Origin of the sequence: Streptomyces sp. HUAS ZL42 (genome assembly GCF_040782645.1) — a bacterium.
In the GTDB taxonomy this organism is placed as follows: Bacteria; Actinomycetota; Actinomycetes; order Streptomycetales; family Streptomycetaceae; genus Streptomyces.
In genome coordinates this window covers 8678455-8697738 of sequence record NZ_CP160403.1, presented here as the reverse complement: position 1 = coordinate 8697738, position 19284 = coordinate 8678455, and the positions used below count along the sequence as shown (strand labels likewise).

20 protein-coding genes are annotated in these 19284 nt (G+C 71.2%); 10 read left to right on the top strand and 10 right to left on the bottom strand.

Annotated features, from left to right (window positions below):
* Positions 1-326: 326 nt before the first annotated feature.
* Positions 327-1190 (top strand): 3-hydroxybutyryl-CoA dehydrogenase, encoded by an 864-nt coding sequence (locus ABZO29_RS39720; RefSeq protein ID WP_367325042.1) that lies wholly within the window; start codon positions 327-329, stop codon positions 1188-1190.
* On the opposite strand, the gene ABZO29_RS39715 is transcribed toward ABZO29_RS39720, so the two are convergent.
* Positions 1171-2550, bottom strand: coding sequence for a helix-turn-helix domain-containing protein (locus ABZO29_RS39715; RefSeq protein ID WP_367325041.1), 1380 nt, complete (start codon positions 2548-2550; stop codon positions 1171-1173). The two genes, ABZO29_RS39720 and ABZO29_RS39715, sit on opposite strands and share 20 nt — an antisense overlap.
* A gap of 417 nt (positions 2551-2967) precedes the next feature.
* On the opposite strand from ABZO29_RS39715, the gene ABZO29_RS39710 reads away from it, so the two are divergent.
* Together ABZO29_RS39710 and ABZO29_RS39705 are read left to right on the top strand one after the other, a co-directional pair.
* A complete protein-coding gene (locus ABZO29_RS39710; RefSeq protein ID WP_367325040.1) occupies positions 2968-4149 on the top strand; it encodes an acyl-CoA dehydrogenase family protein in 1182 nt (393 codons plus the stop codon).
* Positions 4146-4643, top strand: a complete 498-nt coding sequence (locus tag ABZO29_RS39705; RefSeq protein WP_367325039.1) for a flavin reductase family protein — start codon at positions 4146-4148, stop codon at positions 4641-4643. Before ABZO29_RS39710 ends, ABZO29_RS39705 begins: the two co-directional genes overlap by 4 nt.
* Before the next feature lie 79 nt (positions 4644-4722).
* On the opposite strand, the gene ABZO29_RS39700 is transcribed toward ABZO29_RS39705, so the two are convergent.
* From ABZO29_RS39700 to ABZO29_RS39680, 5 genes are all read right to left on the bottom strand, one after another.
* Positions 4723-5340, bottom strand: coding sequence for a hypothetical protein (locus ABZO29_RS39700; RefSeq protein ID WP_367325038.1), 618 nt, complete (start codon positions 5338-5340; stop codon positions 4723-4725).
* Positions 5341-5958: 618 nt separating this feature from the next.
* Positions 5959-6084 carry a hypothetical protein gene (locus tag ABZO29_RS39695; RefSeq protein WP_367325037.1) on the bottom strand — a complete coding sequence of 42 codons (126 nt, stop codon included), beginning with the start codon at positions 6082-6084 and terminating at the stop codon, positions 5959-5961.
* A 29-nt stretch (positions 6085-6113) separates the two neighbouring features.
* Positions 6114-7292, bottom strand: coding sequence for an acyl-CoA dehydrogenase family protein (locus tag ABZO29_RS39690; protein WP_367325036.1), 1179 nt, complete (start codon positions 7290-7292; stop codon positions 6114-6116).
* A 55-nt stretch (positions 7293-7347) separates the two neighbouring features.
* Complete coding sequence (locus ABZO29_RS39685) at positions 7348-8583, bottom strand: CaiB/BaiF CoA transferase family protein (RefSeq protein ID WP_367325035.1); 1236 nt, start codon at positions 8581-8583, stop codon at positions 7348-7350.
* 52 nt (positions 8584-8635) lie between these two features.
* Entirely contained in the window at positions 8636-9016 is a 381-nt protein-coding gene (locus ABZO29_RS39680; RefSeq protein WP_367325034.1) for a Zn-ribbon domain-containing OB-fold protein, read from the bottom strand.
* A gap of 210 nt (positions 9017-9226) precedes the next feature.
* Between ABZO29_RS39680 and ABZO29_RS39675 the strand changes: the two genes are divergently transcribed.
* Positions 9227-9772: an SRPBCC family protein gene (locus tag ABZO29_RS39675; protein WP_367325033.1), complete on the top strand. Its 546-nt coding sequence runs from the start codon at positions 9227-9229 to the stop codon at positions 9770-9772.
* Here ABZO29_RS39675 and ABZO29_RS39670 read toward each other — a convergent pair.
* Positions 9763-10104 (bottom strand): hypothetical protein, encoded by a 342-nt coding sequence (locus tag ABZO29_RS39670; protein ID WP_367325032.1) that lies wholly within the window; start codon positions 10102-10104, stop codon positions 9763-9765. The genes ABZO29_RS39675 and ABZO29_RS39670 overlap by 10 nt on opposite strands.
* Before the next feature lie 264 nt (positions 10105-10368).
* Here ABZO29_RS39670 and ABZO29_RS39665 point away from each other — a divergent pair, with 264 nt between their 5' ends.
* The 4 genes from ABZO29_RS39665 to ABZO29_RS39650 all read left to right on the top strand — a co-directional run bounded on the left by ABZO29_RS39665 (position 10369) and on the right by ABZO29_RS39650 (position 15028).
* Positions 10369-12531, top strand: a complete 2163-nt coding sequence (locus tag ABZO29_RS39665) for a PQQ-binding-like beta-propeller repeat protein (RefSeq protein WP_367325031.1) — start codon at positions 10369-10371, stop codon at positions 12529-12531.
* A 70-nt stretch (positions 12532-12601) separates the two neighbouring features.
* Positions 12602-12928, top strand: a complete 327-nt coding sequence (locus ABZO29_RS39660) for an antibiotic biosynthesis monooxygenase (protein WP_367325030.1) — start codon at positions 12602-12604, stop codon at positions 12926-12928.
* A 117-nt stretch (positions 12929-13045) separates the two neighbouring features.
* Complete coding sequence (locus tag ABZO29_RS39655) at positions 13046-14209, top strand: MFS transporter (protein WP_367325029.1); 1164 nt, start codon at positions 13046-13048, stop codon at positions 14207-14209.
* Positions 14210-14287: 78 nt separating this feature from the next.
* Positions 14288-15028, top strand: coding sequence for a maleylpyruvate isomerase family mycothiol-dependent enzyme (locus tag ABZO29_RS39650; RefSeq protein WP_367325028.1), 741 nt, complete (start codon positions 14288-14290; stop codon positions 15026-15028).
* Between the two features lie 18 nt (positions 15029-15046).
* Here ABZO29_RS39650 and ABZO29_RS39645 read toward each other — a convergent pair whose 3' ends face one another.
* A complete protein-coding gene (locus tag ABZO29_RS39645) occupies positions 15047-15439 on the bottom strand; it encodes a MarR family winged helix-turn-helix transcriptional regulator (RefSeq protein ID WP_367325027.1) in 393 nt (130 codons plus the stop codon).
* An 84-nt stretch (positions 15440-15523) separates the two neighbouring features.
* Here ABZO29_RS39645 and ABZO29_RS39640 point away from each other — a divergent pair, with 84 nt between their 5' ends.
* A complete protein-coding gene (locus ABZO29_RS39640) occupies positions 15524-17005 on the top strand; it encodes an MFS transporter (protein WP_367325026.1) in 1482 nt (493 codons plus the stop codon).
* A gap of 74 nt (positions 17006-17079) precedes the next feature.
* The gene (locus ABZO29_RS39635; protein ID WP_367325025.1) at positions 17080-17364 is read left to right on the top strand and encodes a DUF6332 family protein; all 285 of its coding nucleotides are present in this window, start codon (positions 17080-17082) and stop codon (positions 17362-17364) included.
* On the opposite strand, the gene ABZO29_RS39630 is transcribed toward ABZO29_RS39635, so the two are convergent.
* Together ABZO29_RS39630 and ABZO29_RS39625 are read right to left on the bottom strand one after the other, a co-directional pair.
* Complete coding sequence (locus ABZO29_RS39630) at positions 17325-17990, bottom strand: response regulator (RefSeq protein ID WP_367325024.1); 666 nt, start codon at positions 17988-17990, stop codon at positions 17325-17327. The two genes, ABZO29_RS39635 and ABZO29_RS39630, sit on opposite strands and share 40 nt — an antisense overlap.
* Positions 17987-19276, bottom strand: a complete 1290-nt coding sequence (locus tag ABZO29_RS39625) for a sensor histidine kinase (RefSeq protein WP_367325023.1) — start codon at positions 19274-19276, stop codon at positions 17987-17989. Before ABZO29_RS39625 ends, ABZO29_RS39630 begins: the two co-directional genes overlap by 4 nt.
* Between the last annotated feature and the right edge of the window lie 8 nt (positions 19277-19284).

Genomic DNA, 19284 nt, shown 5'->3' with positions numbered 1-19284 from the left:
GGCGAAGCCCGCGCTCCGCTGTCTGCTCGGAGTGCCCCGGCTCGCTCTCCCGCAACGCCGTCACGTCTGTCCGGGAGTGTCGTCCTCGATGCCCGCGGCTGCCCCCTCGCAGTCGCCCCTCCGGCCGCCGGGCCCGCCCCGGTCCTCCTCAGCTTGGCCCTGCGCGGTACGGCCGGTCAACGACGAACCCACGCATGTTTGTGCGCGGAAAACGCACCATCGGAGCAGGTCAGAGGGGGTGCACCCAGCCTACGCTCAACACGGAACCACAGACCGTGGCGGCGGCGGTCGACCGCCGCCGGACGGAGCGGCAGGCGGAGGAGCACGTGACATCGATCAAGCAGGTGGGCGTCGTCGGCGCCGGACAGATGGGCCGGGGCATCACCGAGGTCTGCGCCCGGGCAGGGCTGGACGTCATGTTGTGCGACGTGACCGAGGACAGGGCCCGTGCCGGACTCGCAGGCGTGGCGGACTCCATGCTCAAGGCGGAGCAGCGCGGCACCATCACCCCGGACGACCGGGCACATGTCCTGGCCGGGATCTCGGTCACCGGCGATCTCTCCCGTCTGTCCGGTGCGGACCTCGTCATCGAGGCCGCCGTCGAGGACGAGCAGGCGAAGACGGCGCTCTTCCGGCAGTTGGACGAGGTCACCGACCCGGCCGCCGTGCTGGCCAGCAACACCTCCTCGATCCCCATCGCCAAGCTCGCCGCTGTGACCCGACGGCCGGAGGCGGTGGTCGGCCTGCACTTCTTCAACCCCGTCCCCGTCATGCCACTGGTGGAGGTCATCCCCTCGCTGCACACGTCGAAGGCAACGGAACTGCGGGTACGTGCCTTCGCCGGCGAGATCCTGGGCAAGCAGACGATCACGGCGCCGGACCGCGCGGGCTTCGTGGTCAACTCGCTCCTGGTGCCGTACCTGTTGGCCGCGGTACGCATGGTCGGCACCGGCACGGCGACGGCCGAGGACATCGACACGGGGATGACGGCTGGCTGCGCCCACCCGATGGGCCCGCTGCGCCTCGCCGACCTCATCGGCCTGGACACGGTGGCGGCGATAGGCGAGGCGCTGTACGAGGAGTACCGGGAACCGCTGTACGCTCCTCCCCCGTTGCTGCGCCGTATGGTCGAGTCGGGACTGCTGGGCCGTAAGTCGGGACAGGGGTTCTTCAGCTACCAGGCGGCCTGAGGGCCCGCGGCCACAGCGATGTCCCGCGCGTCCCGGGCGCCATGCGTCCACCGTCGTCGCCGTCATCACCGTCGCCGGAGGTCCGGGAGCCAGGAACGACGGCAGCGGCATGCAGGTGCGGAGGGCGGCTGCCGCCCCAGGGCGGGCAGGACGAGGCGTTGCCGTCCGGGTCGCGGTCGAGGCGTCGGCCGCCGCGCGTACCGCGGCGGGCCGGTCGGTGAGCGACTCGGAGTGCGCGCAGGCCGGTTGCCTCAGGTCGCGCGGACCCGCAGCTGCGCACGTCCGACCGGCCGGTCGCGCCACCCTTCGGCCGCGGTCTGCGCGCACATGTCCGTGAGCACAGATCCTGAGTGTCCGTCAAAGCTCGCTCAGGGCATGCTGCTTCGTCGCCGCTGAAGAGCAGGTGCCGTCTTCGACGGCTCGCGCGCGCCTCCCGGGGACTCATGCCGTAAGCCGCCTTGAAGGCGTGGCTGAAGTGGGCCGGGTCCGGGAAACCCCAGCGTCCGCCGATGGCGCCCACCGGAAGGTGGTCCATTGCCGGATCGGCGAGGTCACGCCGGCACCGGGCGAGACGCTGTTCCCGGATCCAGCCGGAGACGGTGTACCCCTGCTCCGCCAGCAACTTGTACAGGTAACGGCGGGAGATGCGGTGGGCTGCCGCGATCCCCTCGGGGCTCAGCCGGGGGTCGGCGAGCCGCTGCTCCATGTACGCGAGGATGCGCCCGGCGAGCAGCCCGGGGCCGTCCTCCTCGGCTGCCCGGGCCGCGTCGGCGTGCTCCGTGAGCAAAGTGCCGATCAGGTCGACCACGTTGTCGGCCAGGCGGGGTGTGCCGCGGGACTCGAGGTGCTCCACCTGCCGCGCCAGCCCGTACAGGAAGGGCAGCACCAGCCGGCAGAGCCCGTCGTGGCACGACACCGGAGTCGCCGTCACCCGCGCCAGATCACGTTCCGCCATCTGCAGCATGGCCATCGGGAACATCAGGACGAGGCCGCTGTGGCGCTGGTCGAGGTCGTAGGTGAAGGGACGGCGAGTGTCGTAGACCACCAGTTCGCCCGGCCCCACCCGGGCCTGACGGTCCCTCTGGGTGAGCACGCCCTGTCCGGTGAGCTGCAGAGTGAGCTGGAAGAAGTCGGGTGCGTCAGAGCCGATGTGCCGGCGGGTGCGCACCACGCTGTGCGGTTCGGCGGTGATGACCGACATCTGCACCTGACCGACCCGCGCGGCGTGCAGTGATGCGCGGAAGTCGGAGGACTCGCGCGGCAGCACGTCCAGGGGGGCGAGATTCCGGCTGACGGCGTCTCGCCAGCATTCCAGTCTCTCGCTGGCCGTGCCTTCGCTCGGCGTCGTTATCCGGGGCATGCGGCCCTCCTCCTGGCGCATCCGGCCCCCGAGGAGACGGGCTCGCACGGCCGTCCTCCTGGCGAGGGAGTCTAGGTCACCCCGGGCGATCCGCAAACGGCCTCTGCGACCGATCTCTTGCCCACCACTGTCGCCCTGGAGCGGTGCTCAGCCAAGCAAAATGCCTGTGCTCCCGGACACAAGCGGGACGTGTGCCTCTGCCCACATCATTCGGGCAGTGACGAGGAGGCATCGGCCGGGGTCCGTGCAGGACGAGCACGACACGACCCCGTACGGCCCAGGCCCGAACCTCGCTGCCGCGTCCTCGGTCGGGAGCGTCCCGGAGGACCGGGCGGCCGTTCTCCTCGAGCCGTTGAGGCAATCACCCGCCAGCCGCGCCGGGTCCTCCCGGACCGGGGCATTCCCCAAGGATCGATCATGACGACATTGCTCAAGCCCACCCCGTCCCAGGACCGGGAAACCCACGACAGCGTGCTCGGCCGCATCCGTGCGCACCTGCCCGAGATCTCGGCGCGCTCCGCAGAGGCCGAGGCGGCCCGGGCAGTCCCCGCGGAGATCATCGCCGCTCTGCGCGAGGCTGGTGTGTTCCGGATGGCACTGCCCAGGGCCTGGGGCGGTGAGCAGCTCGACCTGGTGGAGGCCGCTCGGGTGGTCCAGGAGATCTCTCGGGCCGACGGTTCGGCCGGCTGGACCGTTCAGGCAGCATCGATGGCCTGGTTCTTCGTACGGTCGCTGCCCCAGGAGACGCTCGAGAAGGAGGTCTTCGGCGACGGCGCCGACCTGATGCTGCGTGGTGCCATCGCCCCCAAGGGAAAGGCGACCCCGGTGGAGGGCGGCTACCGGATCAGCGGCCGCTGGCCGCTGGCCAGTGGCTCGTTCACCCCGGACTGGATGCTCGCGGGCTTCGTCGTCGAGGGCGTGCCCGCGCTGCCGGACGGCCGCCCGGACATGCGCGTCGCGCTGATCCGCCCCGAGCAGGTGACCTTCCTCGACACCTGGGACGCGGTGGGCCTGCGTGCCACGCAGAGCACCGACTTCACGATGGACGACGTCTTCGTTCCCGAGCACTTCACGGGCCCGCTGATGGGCGGCAACAACATCCCCGCTCCCTTCTACGACCTGCCGTACACCGCCACCGGTGCCTCGCACGACGCCGTCATCATCGGCTGCCTGGAGGGTGCGCTCGGCGACCTCGCCGAACTGGCCGCCACCAAGCGGCCGGCGTTCAACCCCGGGGTGGTCGTGGGTCAGGACCCGGTGTTCCAGGAGAAGTTCGCCGAGCTGCACCTGCGCACGGCGGCACTGAGCGCCCTGTTGGAGCAGACCGGCCGCGCCGTCATGGACCGGGCACTCGCGGGCGAGGAGCCCGCCCCTGCCGAATGGTTCAGCTACACCGGCGGTCACCAGCACATCCATCACGAGGGCATCCGGATCCTCAACGAGATCATGACGCTGTCGGGCAGCTCGGGGCTCTACAGCTCCAACCCGATGCAGCGTCGCTGGCGGGACGTCCGCTGCGTCTCCCAGCACGTGGCCGGCAACAACGGCTCGCTGCGGCGTCTGGGCGCCGTCCTGTCGGGTCAGGAAGAGGCCCGATGAGCCCGCTCGTCGCGACACCGACGGATCCCGCCCTGCTGCGCCAGGCGTTCGGCTGCTTCCCGTCCGGGGTGACAGCCCTGTGCGCACTTGATTCCGGTTCGCCGGTGGGCATGGCCGCGAGCACATTCACCCCGGTCTCCCTCGAGCCGGCGCTGGTGTCGGTCTGCGTCCAGGACACCTCGTCCACCTGGCCGAGGCTGCGGAAGCAGAACCGCCTGGGCCTGAGCGTGCTGGCCGAGGGGCAGGATCCGGTCTGCCGTTCGCTGGCCGCCAGGGACGGAGACCGGTTCGCGGACGTCGACTGGGCGGCCGGCGAGGACGGCAGCGTGTACGTCCACGGTGCGAACCTCTGGCTGGACTGCGCGATCCACTCCGAGTTCCCCGGAGGCGACCACACGATCGTCCTGCTGGAGATCCGCGGCCTGAGGGCCGAACCCGACCGGGCCCCGCTGGTGTTCCACGGCAGCCGGTTCCGGCGTCTGGCCGCGTGCTGAGCCGATAGCGGCTACCGAGGGTCCGGCCCCCTCCCTGCACGGTCGCCGCACGCCTCCACCGCACAGGCCGAAGACCAAGCTAGAACAGGATGCTCGCGGTCAGGTCCGGCGGGAGAGGAGGTTCCATGGCCGGGCGGGCCGCGGGCGGAGGCGGGGTGGGGCGGGGTGACGTGGGCGGGGGCGCGGACGGGCGCAGGCCGAACAGTGAACCGGCGGCCTCCGCAAGCCCCTTGGCACATCGCACCGATGCCTCCTCCGGGACGGCCATCCGCCTCAGGGCCCCGGCGAACGCGTCCTCCACCAGTGCCAGCTGTCCGGACAGCTCGCCCGGCCGGCCCAGGCGGCTGCCGTCGGCCAGGTCGGTGAGCAGCTCCTGTGCCTTGTGCTGCACGAGGGCCAAAGCCTCCCATCCGCGTGCCTGCCGCCCCGGCCGGAGTCCCTCGGTCCCGGCGGCGGGCGGGCCGAGGGCTTCACGGATCTGATCGCCGACACGGGCGTGCCAGAGCGTCAGTTCACCGGGTCGATCGGCCTGGAGACCGGCGAGTACGACGAGCAGGGCCGAGGCGCCCAGCGGCCAGTCGCCGACACCGCCCGTCCCTCCTCCGTGCGCATGACCGGGTCGCAGGAAGGGGCGCAGCGAGTTGAGGTGCTGTGCGGCGAACTCGGCCGCGGACTGGCAGGCGTGTTCGGTGGGCATGGGTACATCACCGCTTCGTCGAGGTGTCGTTTGCCTGTCTGTAACTGGCTGGGCTCGGAGCGGCCCGGCCCCGTTCGGGCGAACTGCCGCAGTCTGCTGCCGGCCCCTTCCCCGCTCGAGCTCCCAGGGGCTTCGCTCCGGGGCAGGGTCGCCCGACCGGCCGCCGGGATCGCCGACGGCCCGGCCGAACACCCGCTGCTCCTCCAGCCCGACGACGTGCAAGACCGTCAGCCGGCCACCACGGCGAGCGCCTCGATGCCGCGCAAGGTCGCTTCGAGGTTCATGCGGAACTCGGCAAGGCGGAAGGCCACGATCGCCCCCTCCCGCTCCGGCGTGCCGGCGTCGCCGTCGACGGCAGGGCCGGACCCTCCCGCTCGAGCTCCGCGCCAGGTCGCCGAAGGCCTCGCCGGCTCCGGGGCAGGGGTCGCCCGACCGGCCGCCGGGATCGCCGACGGCCCGGCCGAACACCCGCTGCTCCTCCAGCCCGACGACGTGCAAGACCGTCAGCCGGCCACCGACCAGTGGCGAAACGCGCCGCCCGCTCCTGCCCCTCCGCACCTTCGAGCCGTTGCACACGCTGCAGTTCAGGGCTCAGACGGACCGGCCGACCGATGTTCGTCACCAGGCCGCAACGGCCGACGGCCCGGACCTCGAAATCGGCGCCCAGTGAACCGCGTCGTCGGTGGACAGGGTGCGTTCGGCACCGGTGTCCGGGACCTGCTTGACGAGTACGACGATGTTCACTGTCGTCCTTCTTCTTTCGGCCGGAGTGGTCAGCGGAACGCGGGATACCCGGTGATCGCCTGACCGACGACCAGCGTGTGCATCTCGTTGGTGCCCTCGTAGGTCAGGACGGACTCGAGGTTGTTGGCGTGGCGCAGTGGCGAGTACTCCACGGAGATGCCGTTGGCCCCCAGGATGCTGCGGCACTCCCGCGCGACGGCGATCGCTTCCCGGACGTTGTTGAGCTTGCCCACGCTGATCTGTTCGGGGCGGATGCGGTGCTCGTCCTTCAAGCGGCCCAGGTGCAGGGCGAGCAGTGCGGCCGCGCCCACCGAGACAGTCATGTCGGCCAGCTTCTTCTGGGTGAGCTGGAAGGCGCTGATCGGCTTGTCGAACTGCACCCGGGAGTCGGCGTACTGGATGGCCGCCTGGAGCGAGTCGCGCGCCGCGCCGACCGCGCCGAACAGGATGCCGAAGCGGGCTTCGTTCAGGCAGGACAGCGGGCCGCGCAGGCCCTCCGCGAGCGGCAGCCGCGCCGAGTCGGGCAGCCGTACGTTGTCGAAGTACAGCTCCGAGGTGATGGAGGCGCGCAGCGACATCTTCTGCTTGATGTCCTGCGTGGTGAAGCCGGGCGTCCCGCGGGGTACCAGGAAGCCGCGGATGCCGTCCTCGGTCTGCGCCCAGACGGTGGCCACGTCGGCGATGCCACCGTTGGTGATCCACATCTTGGAGCCGTTCAGGATCCAGTCGTCGCCGTCGCGCACGGCCCTGGTGCGCATCCCGGAGGGGTTGCTGCCGAAGTCGGGCTCGGTCAGGCCGAAGCAGCCGATGGCCTCACCGGCGGCGAGCCGGGGCAGCCACTCCTGCTTCTGCTCCTCCGAGCCCCACTTCCAGATGGAGAACATCGACAGCGAGCCCTGCACGGAGACGAAGCTGCGGAAACCGGAGTCCGCCGCCTCCAGCTCCAGACAGGCCAGGCCGTAACCGACGGCGTTCGTCCCTGCGCAGCCGTACCCTTCGAGGTGCATGCCGAGCACGCCCAACTTGCCGAGCTCCGGGGCGAGTTCGCGGGCGAAATGCGCGTTCTCGAACCACTCGCCGATGTGCGGGCGCACCCGGTCCTCGAGGAACTTGGCGACGGTGGCCTGGATCTCGCGCTCCTCGTCGCTGAGGGCGGAGGAGAAGTCGAGCAGGTCGAGGGGGTCCTTCAGCGGCTTGCGGCTCATCATGCGCTCCTGGTGGTCGAAGTGGTCGGTTCGGTCGTGGTGATGGTGTGGGGAACGGTCACGTGATCGCTCCCTCTCGCTCTGAGGCGTGGTCGGACAGGCGGGGAAGAATCTCCGCGGTGTGCTGGCCCAGGCGCGGCGGGGGCAGGTGGTACCGCGCGGGTGTCTCACTCAGCGTGATGGGGTTCGCGACCTGGCGGAAGGGCCTGCCGGCTGCTCCGTCGGCCGCGGTGGCGGGGATGTCGACGATGCCGGGAAGGCCGAGCCCCTGGGCGAACGCGAACGCCTCGTCCAGGGCGTTGACGGGTCCGGCGGGCACTCCCGCGGCCAGCAGGACGCCCGCCCAGTGGTCGGCTCCGCCGGCGCCCAGCCGCTCGGTCAGGACGTCCCGCAGCTCGCCGCGGTGGGCGACCCGGTCGCCATTGGTGCGGAAACGGTTGTCCAGCGCGAGACCGGGATCCCCGACGACCTCGGCGAGCGCCGCGAACTGGCGGTCGTTGCCCACCGCGAGCGCGATCGGACGATCGGCGGTCGGGAAGGTCTCGTACGGGGCGATGCTCGGGTGCGCGTTGCCCAGGCGCCCCGGGACGACACCGGCGACGGCGAACGCCGACGCCTGGTTGACCATGGCAGACAACAGCGACGCGAGCAGGTTGACCTCCACGTGCTGTCCCTCCCCCGTGGCGTCCCGGTGCCGGAGGGCGGCCAGGATGCCGAGCGAGGCGTGCAGGCCGGTGACCACGTCGACCAGGGCCACGCCCGCCTTCATCGGCTCCCCGGCCGCGTCCCCGGTCACGCTCATCAGACCGCCGACGGCCTGCACGAGCAGGTCGTATCCGGGAATCGCCGCGCCCGCACCGCTACCGAAGCCGCTGATCGAGCAGTAGATCAACTCCGGATGCCGGGCGCGGAGTTCGCGATAGCCGAGACCCAGCCGCTCCATCGTGCCGGGACGGAAGTTCTCCACCAGCACGTCGGACTCGGCGACCAGGGCATGGGCCTGCCCGCGGCCGGTCTCGGTCGTCAGGTCCAGGACGACGGATCTCTTGTTCCGGTTGACGCTCAGGAAATACGTCGACGTGCCGTCGTGATCCGCCGGAGGGTGCCAGGCCCGTGTGTCGTCCCCGACGCCCGGACGCTCCACCTTCACCACGTCGGCGCCGAGGTCGGCGAGGAGCATGGTGGCATAGGGCCCCGCGAGAACCCGGGAGAAGTCGGCGATGCGCAGACCGTCCAGCGCGCCGCGCCCCGCTCCGCCGAGAACGCCGCCCGGCCCTTTCTGGTGGGTGCTCATGCACCCTCCTCTCTCATCGTCCCGCCCACTGGCTCCGGCTGAGCCGTCTCCCTCACCACCAACGCTCCACCGGTGGTGAGGGGTGCGTGAGTTCGACGACGGGAAGGCCTGCCCCCAGGGGGGCGCTGGTACGTACGACACGCACCCTCGCTCCGATCGCCACCGCGACCGGCGCCGTCCTGGTGATCTGGCAGACCAGGTTGAAGCCCTCGTCCATCGCCACGAACCAGGTGCTGTGCGGGGCGTGGCCGTTGCGACGGACGACGACCCCGACGCCCGCGCTGCGTTCCCGTTCGAAGGCCGTGGACCCGCAGGCACGGCAGAACGATCGGCGATAGGCCGGGGTGCCGCACCAGCGGCAGCGCTGGAAGAACAGGTCGCCGGCCTGGTCCTCCCGGAACTCGGTGTGCTCACGGGTGTCCGTCTGGAGCATCACGGCCTCCTGCACTCAGTTCGGTGACCGGAACGGGGTGATCGGAATTCGATCTGGCCCGACCACCCTGGCCCTGCCGCGGATCGCCGGTCAACGACGAGCTCACGCATCTTTGTACGCGGAATGCGTTCCATTCACTGAGGTCAGAGCTGGTTCCCGGCGCTACTCTCATTCCAGGCCGTCCGGTCCGGACCATGAGGGAGGGACAGCGTGCGGTATGCCGACGGGCCGAGGGTCTGCTGTGACGTCCATGTCGAGGCGCCTCCCTCGCGGGTGTGGGACCTGGTGACGGACATCGGTCTGCCGGCCCGCCTCAGCCCTGAACTGCAGCGTGCGGAATGGCTCGACGGCGTCGAGGGGCCTGCGGTGGGAGCCTGTTTCGCCGGGTACAACCGCCATCGGCTGATCGGCGAATGGCGGACCGTCTCGCACGTCGTCGCCCTGGCGGAGCAGCGGGTGTTCGCCTGGGCGGTCGTGGACCCGGACGGCCGGTACGGCGACCCGGTCCCGGACCCCGCGAAGCCCCTGGCCACCTGGCGCTTCGAACTCGAGCCCGAGGGGACCGGCACCAGGCTGCGGCACTTCGCCCGCATCGGACCGGGCCGCTCCGGGGTCAGCCTGGCCATCGAGCGCGCACCGGAGCCGGAGGGAGAGATCCTGGCCTTCCGGATCGCCGAGCTCCGCACCAACATGGAAACCACCTTGCGCGGACTCAAGGCGCTGGCTGAAGAAGTCGTCCAGCCGATTCAGGCGTGAACGCCTCGCACGACCGGCTGGGCCGGCGCAGCCGAGAGTGACTTCGTTCCGGGCGCGTCCACCACGTCGTCGCTCATCGACCCGTCGGTGCGGGCGTCGTCGTGGTGGCGCCGGGCCCACGACAGCAGCGGAAGCAGCAGGTGCCGGTGCACCCCGTCGTTCAGCGCGTCGTGCGGACACCGCGCCCCGGCCGCCATGATGTCGACCAGCCGGTCCATCCGTACCGCGTCCTCGGCGGGCACGCTCACCGACCGCGTCCCGTGGCGTCCGACGAGCCACACCGTGTTGACCTGCGTGACGGACGACGGCGCGCCCTCCGGCAGGCCGCGCACCGGCGGGTCGCGCGAGCTGCCCGACCGGGGCCGGCCCCCGCGAATCCATGAACCCGTCCTCTACTGCCCGAGATACGCGCGAAGTGACGCCCCTCACAGGGATGCGGCACATCGACGAGACGCTGTACGTCCGTGGACGCGATCTGCCGCCGGTGCGCCGGTTGTTCACCGGAAGGCAGCCGTGGAGCGGCACTAGAGTGAGCAGTCCCTGTCAGAAGGGTCCGGACCGGAATCGTCCCGTCCGGAACTGGTGAAGGAGACACGGTGACCCTGCGCGAGAACGATCCGCGGTCTGTCGGCGGCTACCGGATCGAATCGCGGATCGGCACCGGCGGCATGGGCGTCGTGTACCTCGGCAGATCGGCCTCGGGACGGGCCGTCGCCGTCAAGGTCGTACACACCAGGTATGCCGGCAACGCCGAGTTCCGGGCCAGGTTCCGGCAGGAGATCGTGGCCGCACGCCGGGTCAGCGGCGCGTTCACCGCGCCGGTCGTGGACGCCGACCCGGAAGCGGAACGGCCGTGGATGGCAACCGCGTTCGTCCCGGGCCGCACCCTCGCCGACCGGGTCGCCGAGGCGGGACCGCTGGATTGGGCCGCGCTGCGCCGCCTCGGCACCGAACTCGCCGAGGCGCTGCGCGAGATCCACCGCGCGGAGGTCGTGCACCGGGACCTCAAGCCGAGCAATGTGCTCCTGCTGGAGGGCGGGGGCGACGACGGGGCGGTGCGCGTCATCGACTTCGGCATCTCGCGCGCGGCCGACAGCGACGTCCGTACCCAGACGGGCATGGTGATGGGCTCGCCCCCGTTCATGGCACCGGAACAGTTCAGCCGCCCCCACGAGGTCGGCCCCGCCGTGGACGTCTTCTCGCTGGGCGCCGTACTCGTGTACGCGGGCACCGGGCACAGCCCCTTCGAGGCGGAGAACGCCTATCTCGCCGCGTACAACACCGTCCACGGTGAGCCCCGGCTGGGCCGACTGCCCGAGCCACTGCACCCGTTGGTGATGGACTGTCTCGCGAAGGAACCGGCGGACCGTCCGACGGCGAACGAGGTGCTCGACGCACTGGCGGCGCTGCCGGAGGAACACTCCGACGAGGAGCCCACCGAAGAGCCGTCCCGGATCCCGGTGACCCTGCTGCCGGAAACCGCGACGTCGCCGTCCTCGGGCGCCGGGCCGGCCGAACCGAGGCGCCGCAGGAACAGCCGGTGGGCCGCCGTCGTGGGCGCGGTCCTCCTCGGCACGGCGGGGGCGGCTTCGATCGCCGTTGTGTACGACGACCCGGTGAGCACGGTCGAGGCGGTCGACCAGGCCGCCGGCCCGCGGACGACGCCCCGTGGTTCGACACCACCGGGCTGGAAGCCGTGGCACAAGTCGCTGGAGCCGGACGCGGACGAGCCGGGTCCCATGGGTCCGGCGTGCACACCGGACGCACTCGGCGTGTTCTGCTCCTCCCCGCAGGTCGCCCTGATGCGGCTGAGTCCGGCGACCGGCCGCGTGGACTGGACGAAGCCGATGAGCCAGAAGCAGGTCAGCAGTTTCTCGCTGCGCGAGCCCGTCGTCCATGACGGTGTGGTGTTCGTCAACAGCGCGGACCGCTCGGAGGGAGTGGACGCCTTCGACGGCGGGACCGGGAAGCGGCTGTGGCGTCTGCAGGGACCCGTGGGCAAGTACGAGTACCTCGGCGGGGTACTGCTCGTACGACTGGACGAGCTCGGGCCGTCCGACACGGCACGCTACGCGGCGTACGAGCCCCGCACAGGTGAGGAGCTGTGGCGGCGCAAGCTGACTTCCACTTCGTCGAGCCCCTTCTACGAGGGGACCGAGGGGACCCTCTACGCCGACCTGCGCGGCGGCTCCGGGGGAATCACCCGCCTCGACGCACGCACCGGAAAGACGCTGGGGAGTGTCGAGGCACCGAAGGGCGATCTGTGGCTGGCCACGGTCCACGACGACACGGCGTACTACGCGCGTTGGGAGGACGGCAGCGGGGTGTCCTCCGCGTTCTTCATCCAGGAACTGAGCAGTGGCAAGACCCGCCGGATCGACTTCCCCTGGAGCGTCGAGCCGGAAGCCCCGCCCCTGGTGCACGGCGACACCATGTACATCTTCGACTACGGCAACGAAACCCTGCTCGCCCTCGATCTGAAACGCGGCAAACCGCTGTGGACCAGCTCACGCGAGCTGCGCGTCTTCAGCGAACCGGCCTTCCACGAGGGCCGGTTGTACGTCACGATGCCGGACACCGGCATCCTGGCTCTCGATCCGCGCACCGGCAAGGAGATCGGGCGTACCGCGCCGTCCTTCGACACGCAGGGCCGCTCCTTCGAGGAGCTGACGCCCAGCTCGATACCCCCACTGCTGGCGGGCGGCGTGCTCTACGGGGTCAGCGGGCCGGGGATCTTCTCGGTGGCCGACGTTCCCTGAGCGACGTTCCTGAGCAAACACACGGGGGTGAACGCCGGGAACCGATCAGCGCTTCGTCACAATGGACGCCATGAGCATCGTCAAGATCAATGTACTCACCGTTCCCGAGGATCAGCGCGAAACGCTGGAGAAGCGGTTCGCCGCGCGCGCGGGCGCGGTGGAGAGCTCGGACGGGTTCGAGTGGTTCGAGCTGCTTCGCCCGGTGGGGGGTACCGACACGTACCTCGTCTACACGCGCTGGCGGACCGAGGAGGACTTCCAGAACTGGATGTCCGGCCGTGGGCAGGCCGCGCACCGCGGCGGGCCGGAGGGGGGCGACCGGCCCAAGCCCGCCGCGACGGACGCCACGCTCTGGTCCTTCGAGGTGGTTCAGCAGGCGGCCCCCAAGCAGAGCTGACCGAACGGTCGCCGTCGTACCTCACACGACGGCGACCCGAACAACCTTGCCTGGTCTTCGCCACCCACCTAGCCTGACTTTGTGCCGCCAATAAACAAAACCCGAACGCACAAAGCCGTGCCGGGTCAAGGCCTCACCCGGCTCCGCACCGCCCTCACCGTATTCTTCGCCCTCGACGGCTTCGTCTTCGCGGGCTGGGTCGTCCGTATCCCCGCCATCAAGGAGCAGACCGGCGCCTCCGCCGGTGGCCTCGGCCTGGCCCTGCTCGGCGTGTCCGCCGGCGCCGTGATCACGATGATGCTCACCGGCCGCCTGTGCCGCCGCTACGGCAGCCACCCCGTCACCGTGATCTGCGGCGTCCTGCTCTCCCTCAGCGTCGCCCTGCCGCCCCTCACCCACTCCGCGCTGACGCTCGGCCTGGTCCTGCTGATCTTCGGCAGCGCATACGGAGGGATAAACGTCGCCTTCAACAGCGCGGCAGTCGACCTCGTGCACGCCCTGCAGCGGCCGATCATGCCCGGCTTCCACGCCGCCTTCAGCCTCGGCGGCATGATCGGCGCCGGACTCGGCGGACTCGTCGCCGGCGTGCTCTCCCCCATGCAGCACCTGCTCGGCCTCACCGCGATCGGTCTGCTCGTCACCGCCCTGGCCGGCCGCACCCTGCTCCGCCTCGGGGCCCCGCGACCATCCGAGAGCTCACCCAAGGAGGAGACCGCGCCACGCCGTCCGGACACCCGCACCCGTGGCCTCGTCATCACCTTCGGCCTGATCGCCCTGTGCACGGCATACGGCGAGGGAGCCCTGGCCGACTGGAGCGCCCTGCACCTGGCGCAGGACCTCGACGCCTCACCGGGCGCGGCGGCGGTCGGCTACTCCTGCTTCGCGCTCGCCATGACCATCGGCCGGCTGACCGGCACACGGCTGCTCGAACGCCTGGGCCAGACCCGCACGCTGGTCTCCGGCGGCACGACCGCCGCCGTGGGCATGCTCCTCGGCGCGCTCGCTCCCTCCTTGTGGGCGGCACTCCTCGGCTTCGTGATCACCGGGCTCGGCCTCGCCAACCTCTTCCCGGTCGCCGTGGAGCGCGCGGGCACGCTGGCGGGCCCCGACGGAGTGGCGATCGCGTCCACCCTCGGCTACGGCGGCATGCTCCTGGGACCACCCGCCATCGGCTTCATGGCGGACTGGCTCTCCCTGCCCGCCGCTCTCACCAGTGTTGCGGCACTGGCGGGCACGGCAGCGGTCATCGGCTTCGCCACCCGACGCGCGGCGGCGCGCTGATCGCCCGCGCCTGCGGAGCCCGCGCAGCTCAGGCCGGCGCTTCCCGTCGAGCCCACTCCATCGTGCAGACTCACTTCCATGGAGACCGCCGAGTTCGTCCGGATCCTCGACCAGGAGGGCCGGCTGCTGGCCGGCGCCGCCGCGGAGGCGGGGACCGATGCCAAGGTGCCGACCTGTCCGGACTGGCAGGTACGCGACCTGCTGCGGCACACGGGCATGGTGCACCGCTGGGCCGCGGCGTTCGTGGCCGAGGGGTACACCTCGTACCACCCGGAGGCAGGGCTGCCGGACCTCGACGGCGGCGCTCTCGTGGACTGGTTCCGGGAGGGGCACCGGTTGCTCGTGGACACCCTGGCCTCCGCTCCGTCCGACGTACAGTGCTGGCACTTCCTGCCCGCGCCGTCGCCGCTCGCGTTCTGGGCCAGGCGGCAGGCGCACGAGACGGCCGTGCACCGGGTGGACGCCGAGTCGGCCCGGGGCGGCACTCCCGGAGAGATCGCCCCCGCCTTCGCCGCGGACGGCATCGACGAGTTGCTGCGCGGGTTCCACTCCCGGCCCAGGAGCAAGGTGCGCACCGAGGAGCCCCGGGTGCTGCGGGTGCGGGCGACGGACCTGGACGACGCGGTGTGGACCGTACGCCTGTCGTCCGAGCCGCCCGTGCCGGAGCGGGGCGCCGCGGGTGGCGCGGACTGTGAGATCTCCGGGCCCGCCGGCCAGGTCTATCTGTCGCTCTGGAATCGGTTGCCGTTCCCCGAGGTGACCGGTGACCAGTCGATCGCCGCGCTGTGGCGCGAGAAGTCGGCGGTCACCTGGAGTTGAGCAGGCGGGGCCGGGCCCTCAGCCCGCCAGCATCCGTGTCAGCACCGCGCGCTGCACCGGCAGCACCTCGCCGTGCAGGGCGCGGCCCTTGTGCGTGAGCGCCACCCGTACGCCCCGCCGGTCCTCCGGGCACATGCCGCGCTCGACGAGCCCGTCCTTCTCGAGGCGGGCGATCAGTCTGGACAGCGCGCTCTGGCTCAGGTGCACCCGCTCGGAGATCTCCTGGACGCGATAGTTGCACGCGCCGTCCGACGCCGGACTCTCGGCGAGGACGTCCAGCACCTCGAAGTCGCTGGCGCACAGGCCGTGTTGGTGCAGTGCGCGGTCCAGTTCGCACTGGGTGCGTGCGTGTAGTGCCAGGATGTCGCGCCATTGCTCCACGAGTGCCTGCTCGGCCTTCTTCGCCGCCATGGGCGCACGGTAGCAGAGAAGCGCGATTATTGCATCGGAATTAAATGCACTTGCATTCAATGCATGCACATGTAGTGTCGGGGCATGACCTCTCCGCTCACCACCCCCGCGTCCGGGGGCCGCTGGACTCCCCGGCTGTGGGGCACGCTGCTGGTGCTGTGCGCCGCGATGTTCCTGGACGCGCTGGACGTGTCGATGGTCGGCGTCGCGCTGCCGTCCATCGGCTCCGATCTCGATCTGTCCACCTCGACGCTGCAATGGATCGTCAGCGGCTACATCCTGGGATACGGCGGTCTGCTCCTCCTCGGCGGACGCACCGCCGACCTGCTGGGCCGGCGCCAGGTCTTCCTGGTCGCCCTGGGCGTCTTCGCGTTCGCCTCGCTGCTCGGCGGGCTCGTCGACTCGGGCCCGCTGCTGATCGCCAGCCGCTTCGTGAAGGGCCTGAGTGCCGCCTTCACGGCTCCCGCCGGCCTGTCGATCATCACGACGACCTTCGCCGAGGGGCCACTGCGCAACCGCGCGCTGTCGATCTACACCACCTGCGGCGCCACCGGCTACTCGATGGGGCTGGTCTTCTCCGGCCTGCTCACGGAGGCCAGTTGGCGGTTCACGATGCTGCTGCCCGCGCCGGTCGCGCTGATCGCCCTGGTCGCGGGGCTGAAGCTGCTGCCGCGCAGCGAGCGCGAGCGCGGCGCCGGCGGCTACGACGTCCCGGGCGCCGTGCTCGGCACCGCCTCGATGCTGCTGCTCGTCTTCACCGTCGTACAGGCGCCCGAGGCCGGCTGGGGCTCCGCCCGCTCGATCCTGTCGTTCGTCGCCGTCGCCGCGCTGCTGGCGGCGTTCGTGGCCGTCGAGCTGCGCAGCCCGAGCCCGCTGGTCCGGCTCGGTGTGCTGCGCTCGGGCCCTCAAGTGCGGGCGCAGCTGGGCGCGTTGATGTTCGTCGGCAGCTACATCGGGTTCCAGTTCCTGGTCACGCTGTACATGCAGCAGCTGCTCGGCTGGTCGGCGCTGCACACGGCGCTGGCCTTCCTGCCGGCCGGTGCGCTGGTGGCGCTGTCCGCGACCAAGGTCGGCGCGGTCATCGACCGGTTCGGCACGGCGCGGCTGATCGCGCTCGGCTTCGCGCTCATGGTCGTCGGCTACGTACTGTTCCTGCGCATCGACCTAGACCCGGTCTACGCGGCGGTGATCCTGCCGACCATGCTGCTGGTCGGCTCGGCCTTCGCGCTGACCTTCCCCTCTCTCAACGTGCAGGCCACGAACGGTGTCGACGAACACGAGCAGGGCATGGTCTCGGGTCTGCTCAACACCTCGGTACAGGTGGGCGGCGCGCTCTTCCTGGCCGTCGTGACGGCGGTACTGACCGCGAACGCACCCGACGAACCTGCCTCCCCGCAGGCCGTGCTCGACAGCTACCGGCCCGCTCTGACCGTGATCACGGGCATCGCGGTCGCGGGGCTGCTGATCGCCCTCACCGGGCTGCGCACCCGTCGCAGGCAGCAGTCGATCGTGGTCGCCAAGTCCACATCCCAGGAGGAGGCGGAGCGCGTCACGGTACGCGACTAGGGGACGCCTCCCGCTCCGTGCGCCCGGTGGGGCCTGCTTGCTCCGCCGGGCGCGCGGCTGTGACACTCGCCTTTGTGACCGGATACGGAGGACGGCGCAGCCAGGCCGAGCGGGACGCGATCACCGTCGAGATCGGGTACGCGCTGTGCAGTGCGGCCTTCGCCACGTTGGTCGTCTTCGGGGCGGTCGCCGGACCGGCGCTCCTCTTCGAACTGCCCGACACGGCCGAGAAGTTCCTACTCCGTACCGGGCTCGTGCTCGCGCCCGTCCTCTTCTTCGCCCGGGTGGTCGGCGTCCTGCTCCGTTTCCGGAGGGCCCCTCAGCCCAGCCAGCCGGGCCGCACCAGTCCCGACTCGTAGGCCAGTACGACGAGTTGGGCCCGGTCCCGCGCTCCCAGCTTCACCATGGTGCGGCTGACGTGGGTCTTGGCCGTGAGCGGGCTGACGACCAGGCGGCGGGCGATCTCCTCGTTCGACAGGCCGATGCCCACCAGAGCCATCACCTCCCGTTCCCGCTCGGTGAGTTGGGCAAGCGCGTCGGCGGCCGCGGGTTCCTTGGAGCGGGCGGCGAACTCGGCGATCAGCCGACGTGTCACCCCCGGCGAGAGCAACGCGTCACCGGCGACCACCGCCCTTACCGCGCGCAGCAGTTCGTCCGGCTCCGTGTCCTTCACCAGGAAGCCGGAAGCGCCCGAGCGGATCGCCTCGAAGACGTACTCGTCGAGTTCGAAGGTGGTGAGCATGACCACCTTGACCTCGTCGAGCGCCTCGTCCTGTGTGATGTGCCGGGTCGCCGCCAGGCCGTCGAGGCCGGGCATGCGGATGTCCATCAGCACGACGTCGGGCCGCAGTTCGCGCACCATGCGCTGCGCCTCCCCGCCGTCGGCGGCCTCCCCCGCCACCTCGATGTCCGGCTGTGCGTCGAGCAGTGCCCGGAAGCCTGCCCGGACCAGTGACTGGTCGTCGGCGAGCAGTACGCGGATCACTGGTCCTCCTTGACCTTCGACGGCAGGACGGCGAGCACCCGGAAGCCTCCGTCGGGGCGCGGTCCCGCCTCGATCGTGCCACCGAGCGCCGCGGCCCGCTCCCGCATCCCGGCGAGGCCGTTGCCGCTGCCGCCCGCGTCGGCGCCGGTCGCCGGTCCGTCGTCGTCGATGCGCAGCCGCAGCGTGCCGCCCGCGTGCTCGAGGTGCACGCGGGCGTGCCGTGAGCCGGAGTGCCGTACGACATTGGTGAGGGCTTCCTGGACGATACGGAAGGCGGCGAGGTCGGTGCCGGGCAAAAGCCGAGGCGGCTCGCCCTCGACCTCGACCGTCAGTCCGGTGCGCGCCGCCTGCTCCACCAGCTCGGGAAGCCGACCCAGTCCGGGCGCGGGCGCGCGCGGCGCGTCTCCCGGTGTGCGCAGGCTGTCGAGCACCTGGCGCACCTCGCCGAGCGCCTCCTTGCTGGCGGTCTTGATGGTGGTGAGCGCCGTGCGCGCCTGCTCCCGGTCGGTGTCGAGGAGCGCGAGGCCCACACCTGCCTGCACGTTGATGACGGAGAGGCTGTGTGCGAGGACGTCGTGCAGCTCGCGCGCGATCCGCAGCCGCTCCTCGTCCGCACGCCGCCGCGCCGCCTGCGCACGCTCGGCACGCTCCCGGGCCCACTGCTCGCGCCGGATCCGGGCCAGTTCGGAGACCGCCACGATCACCACGACCCAGGTCGCGACGACGATCTCCTGCCCGATGGAGGGCCTTGTATCCCCGGAGGGCGGCAGCCAGCGGTAGAGCCAGTGCGCGACGAGCAGGTGCACCGCCCACAGCATGCCCAGGGCGGTCCAGGCGGCTCTGCGATGCCCGGCGACGACGGCACTGAAGCAGGCGACCGCGACGGTGAGGAAGACCGGCCCGTAGGGATACCCGGCGCCGAGGTAGACCGCGGTGGCCGCCGCCGTGCCGAACACGACGAGGACCGGGTACCGCAGTCGCCACAGCAGGAGCAACGAGGCAGTGAGCAGCAGTACGCGCGCGAAGGGGTCGAGTTCGGCGCGCTCGCCCTCCTGGGCATGGGCGGCGAAGTTCGAACCCATCACCACGAAGACGGTGAGCAGGGCGGTGGAACGCCACGGCCACCGGCCGCCGCGTTCCTCGTCCCTTCGACGAGCCGGCCATGGCGGGCCGTGCCGCCACCACGACGGCGGGCCGTCCCCGCCTGCCCGGTGCCGGTCCGCCCGGTGGGTCCTCCACCGGGGCGGGCCGCCCCGGCCCGCGCGCTGCTCGTCCATGCACGCCACGCTAGACG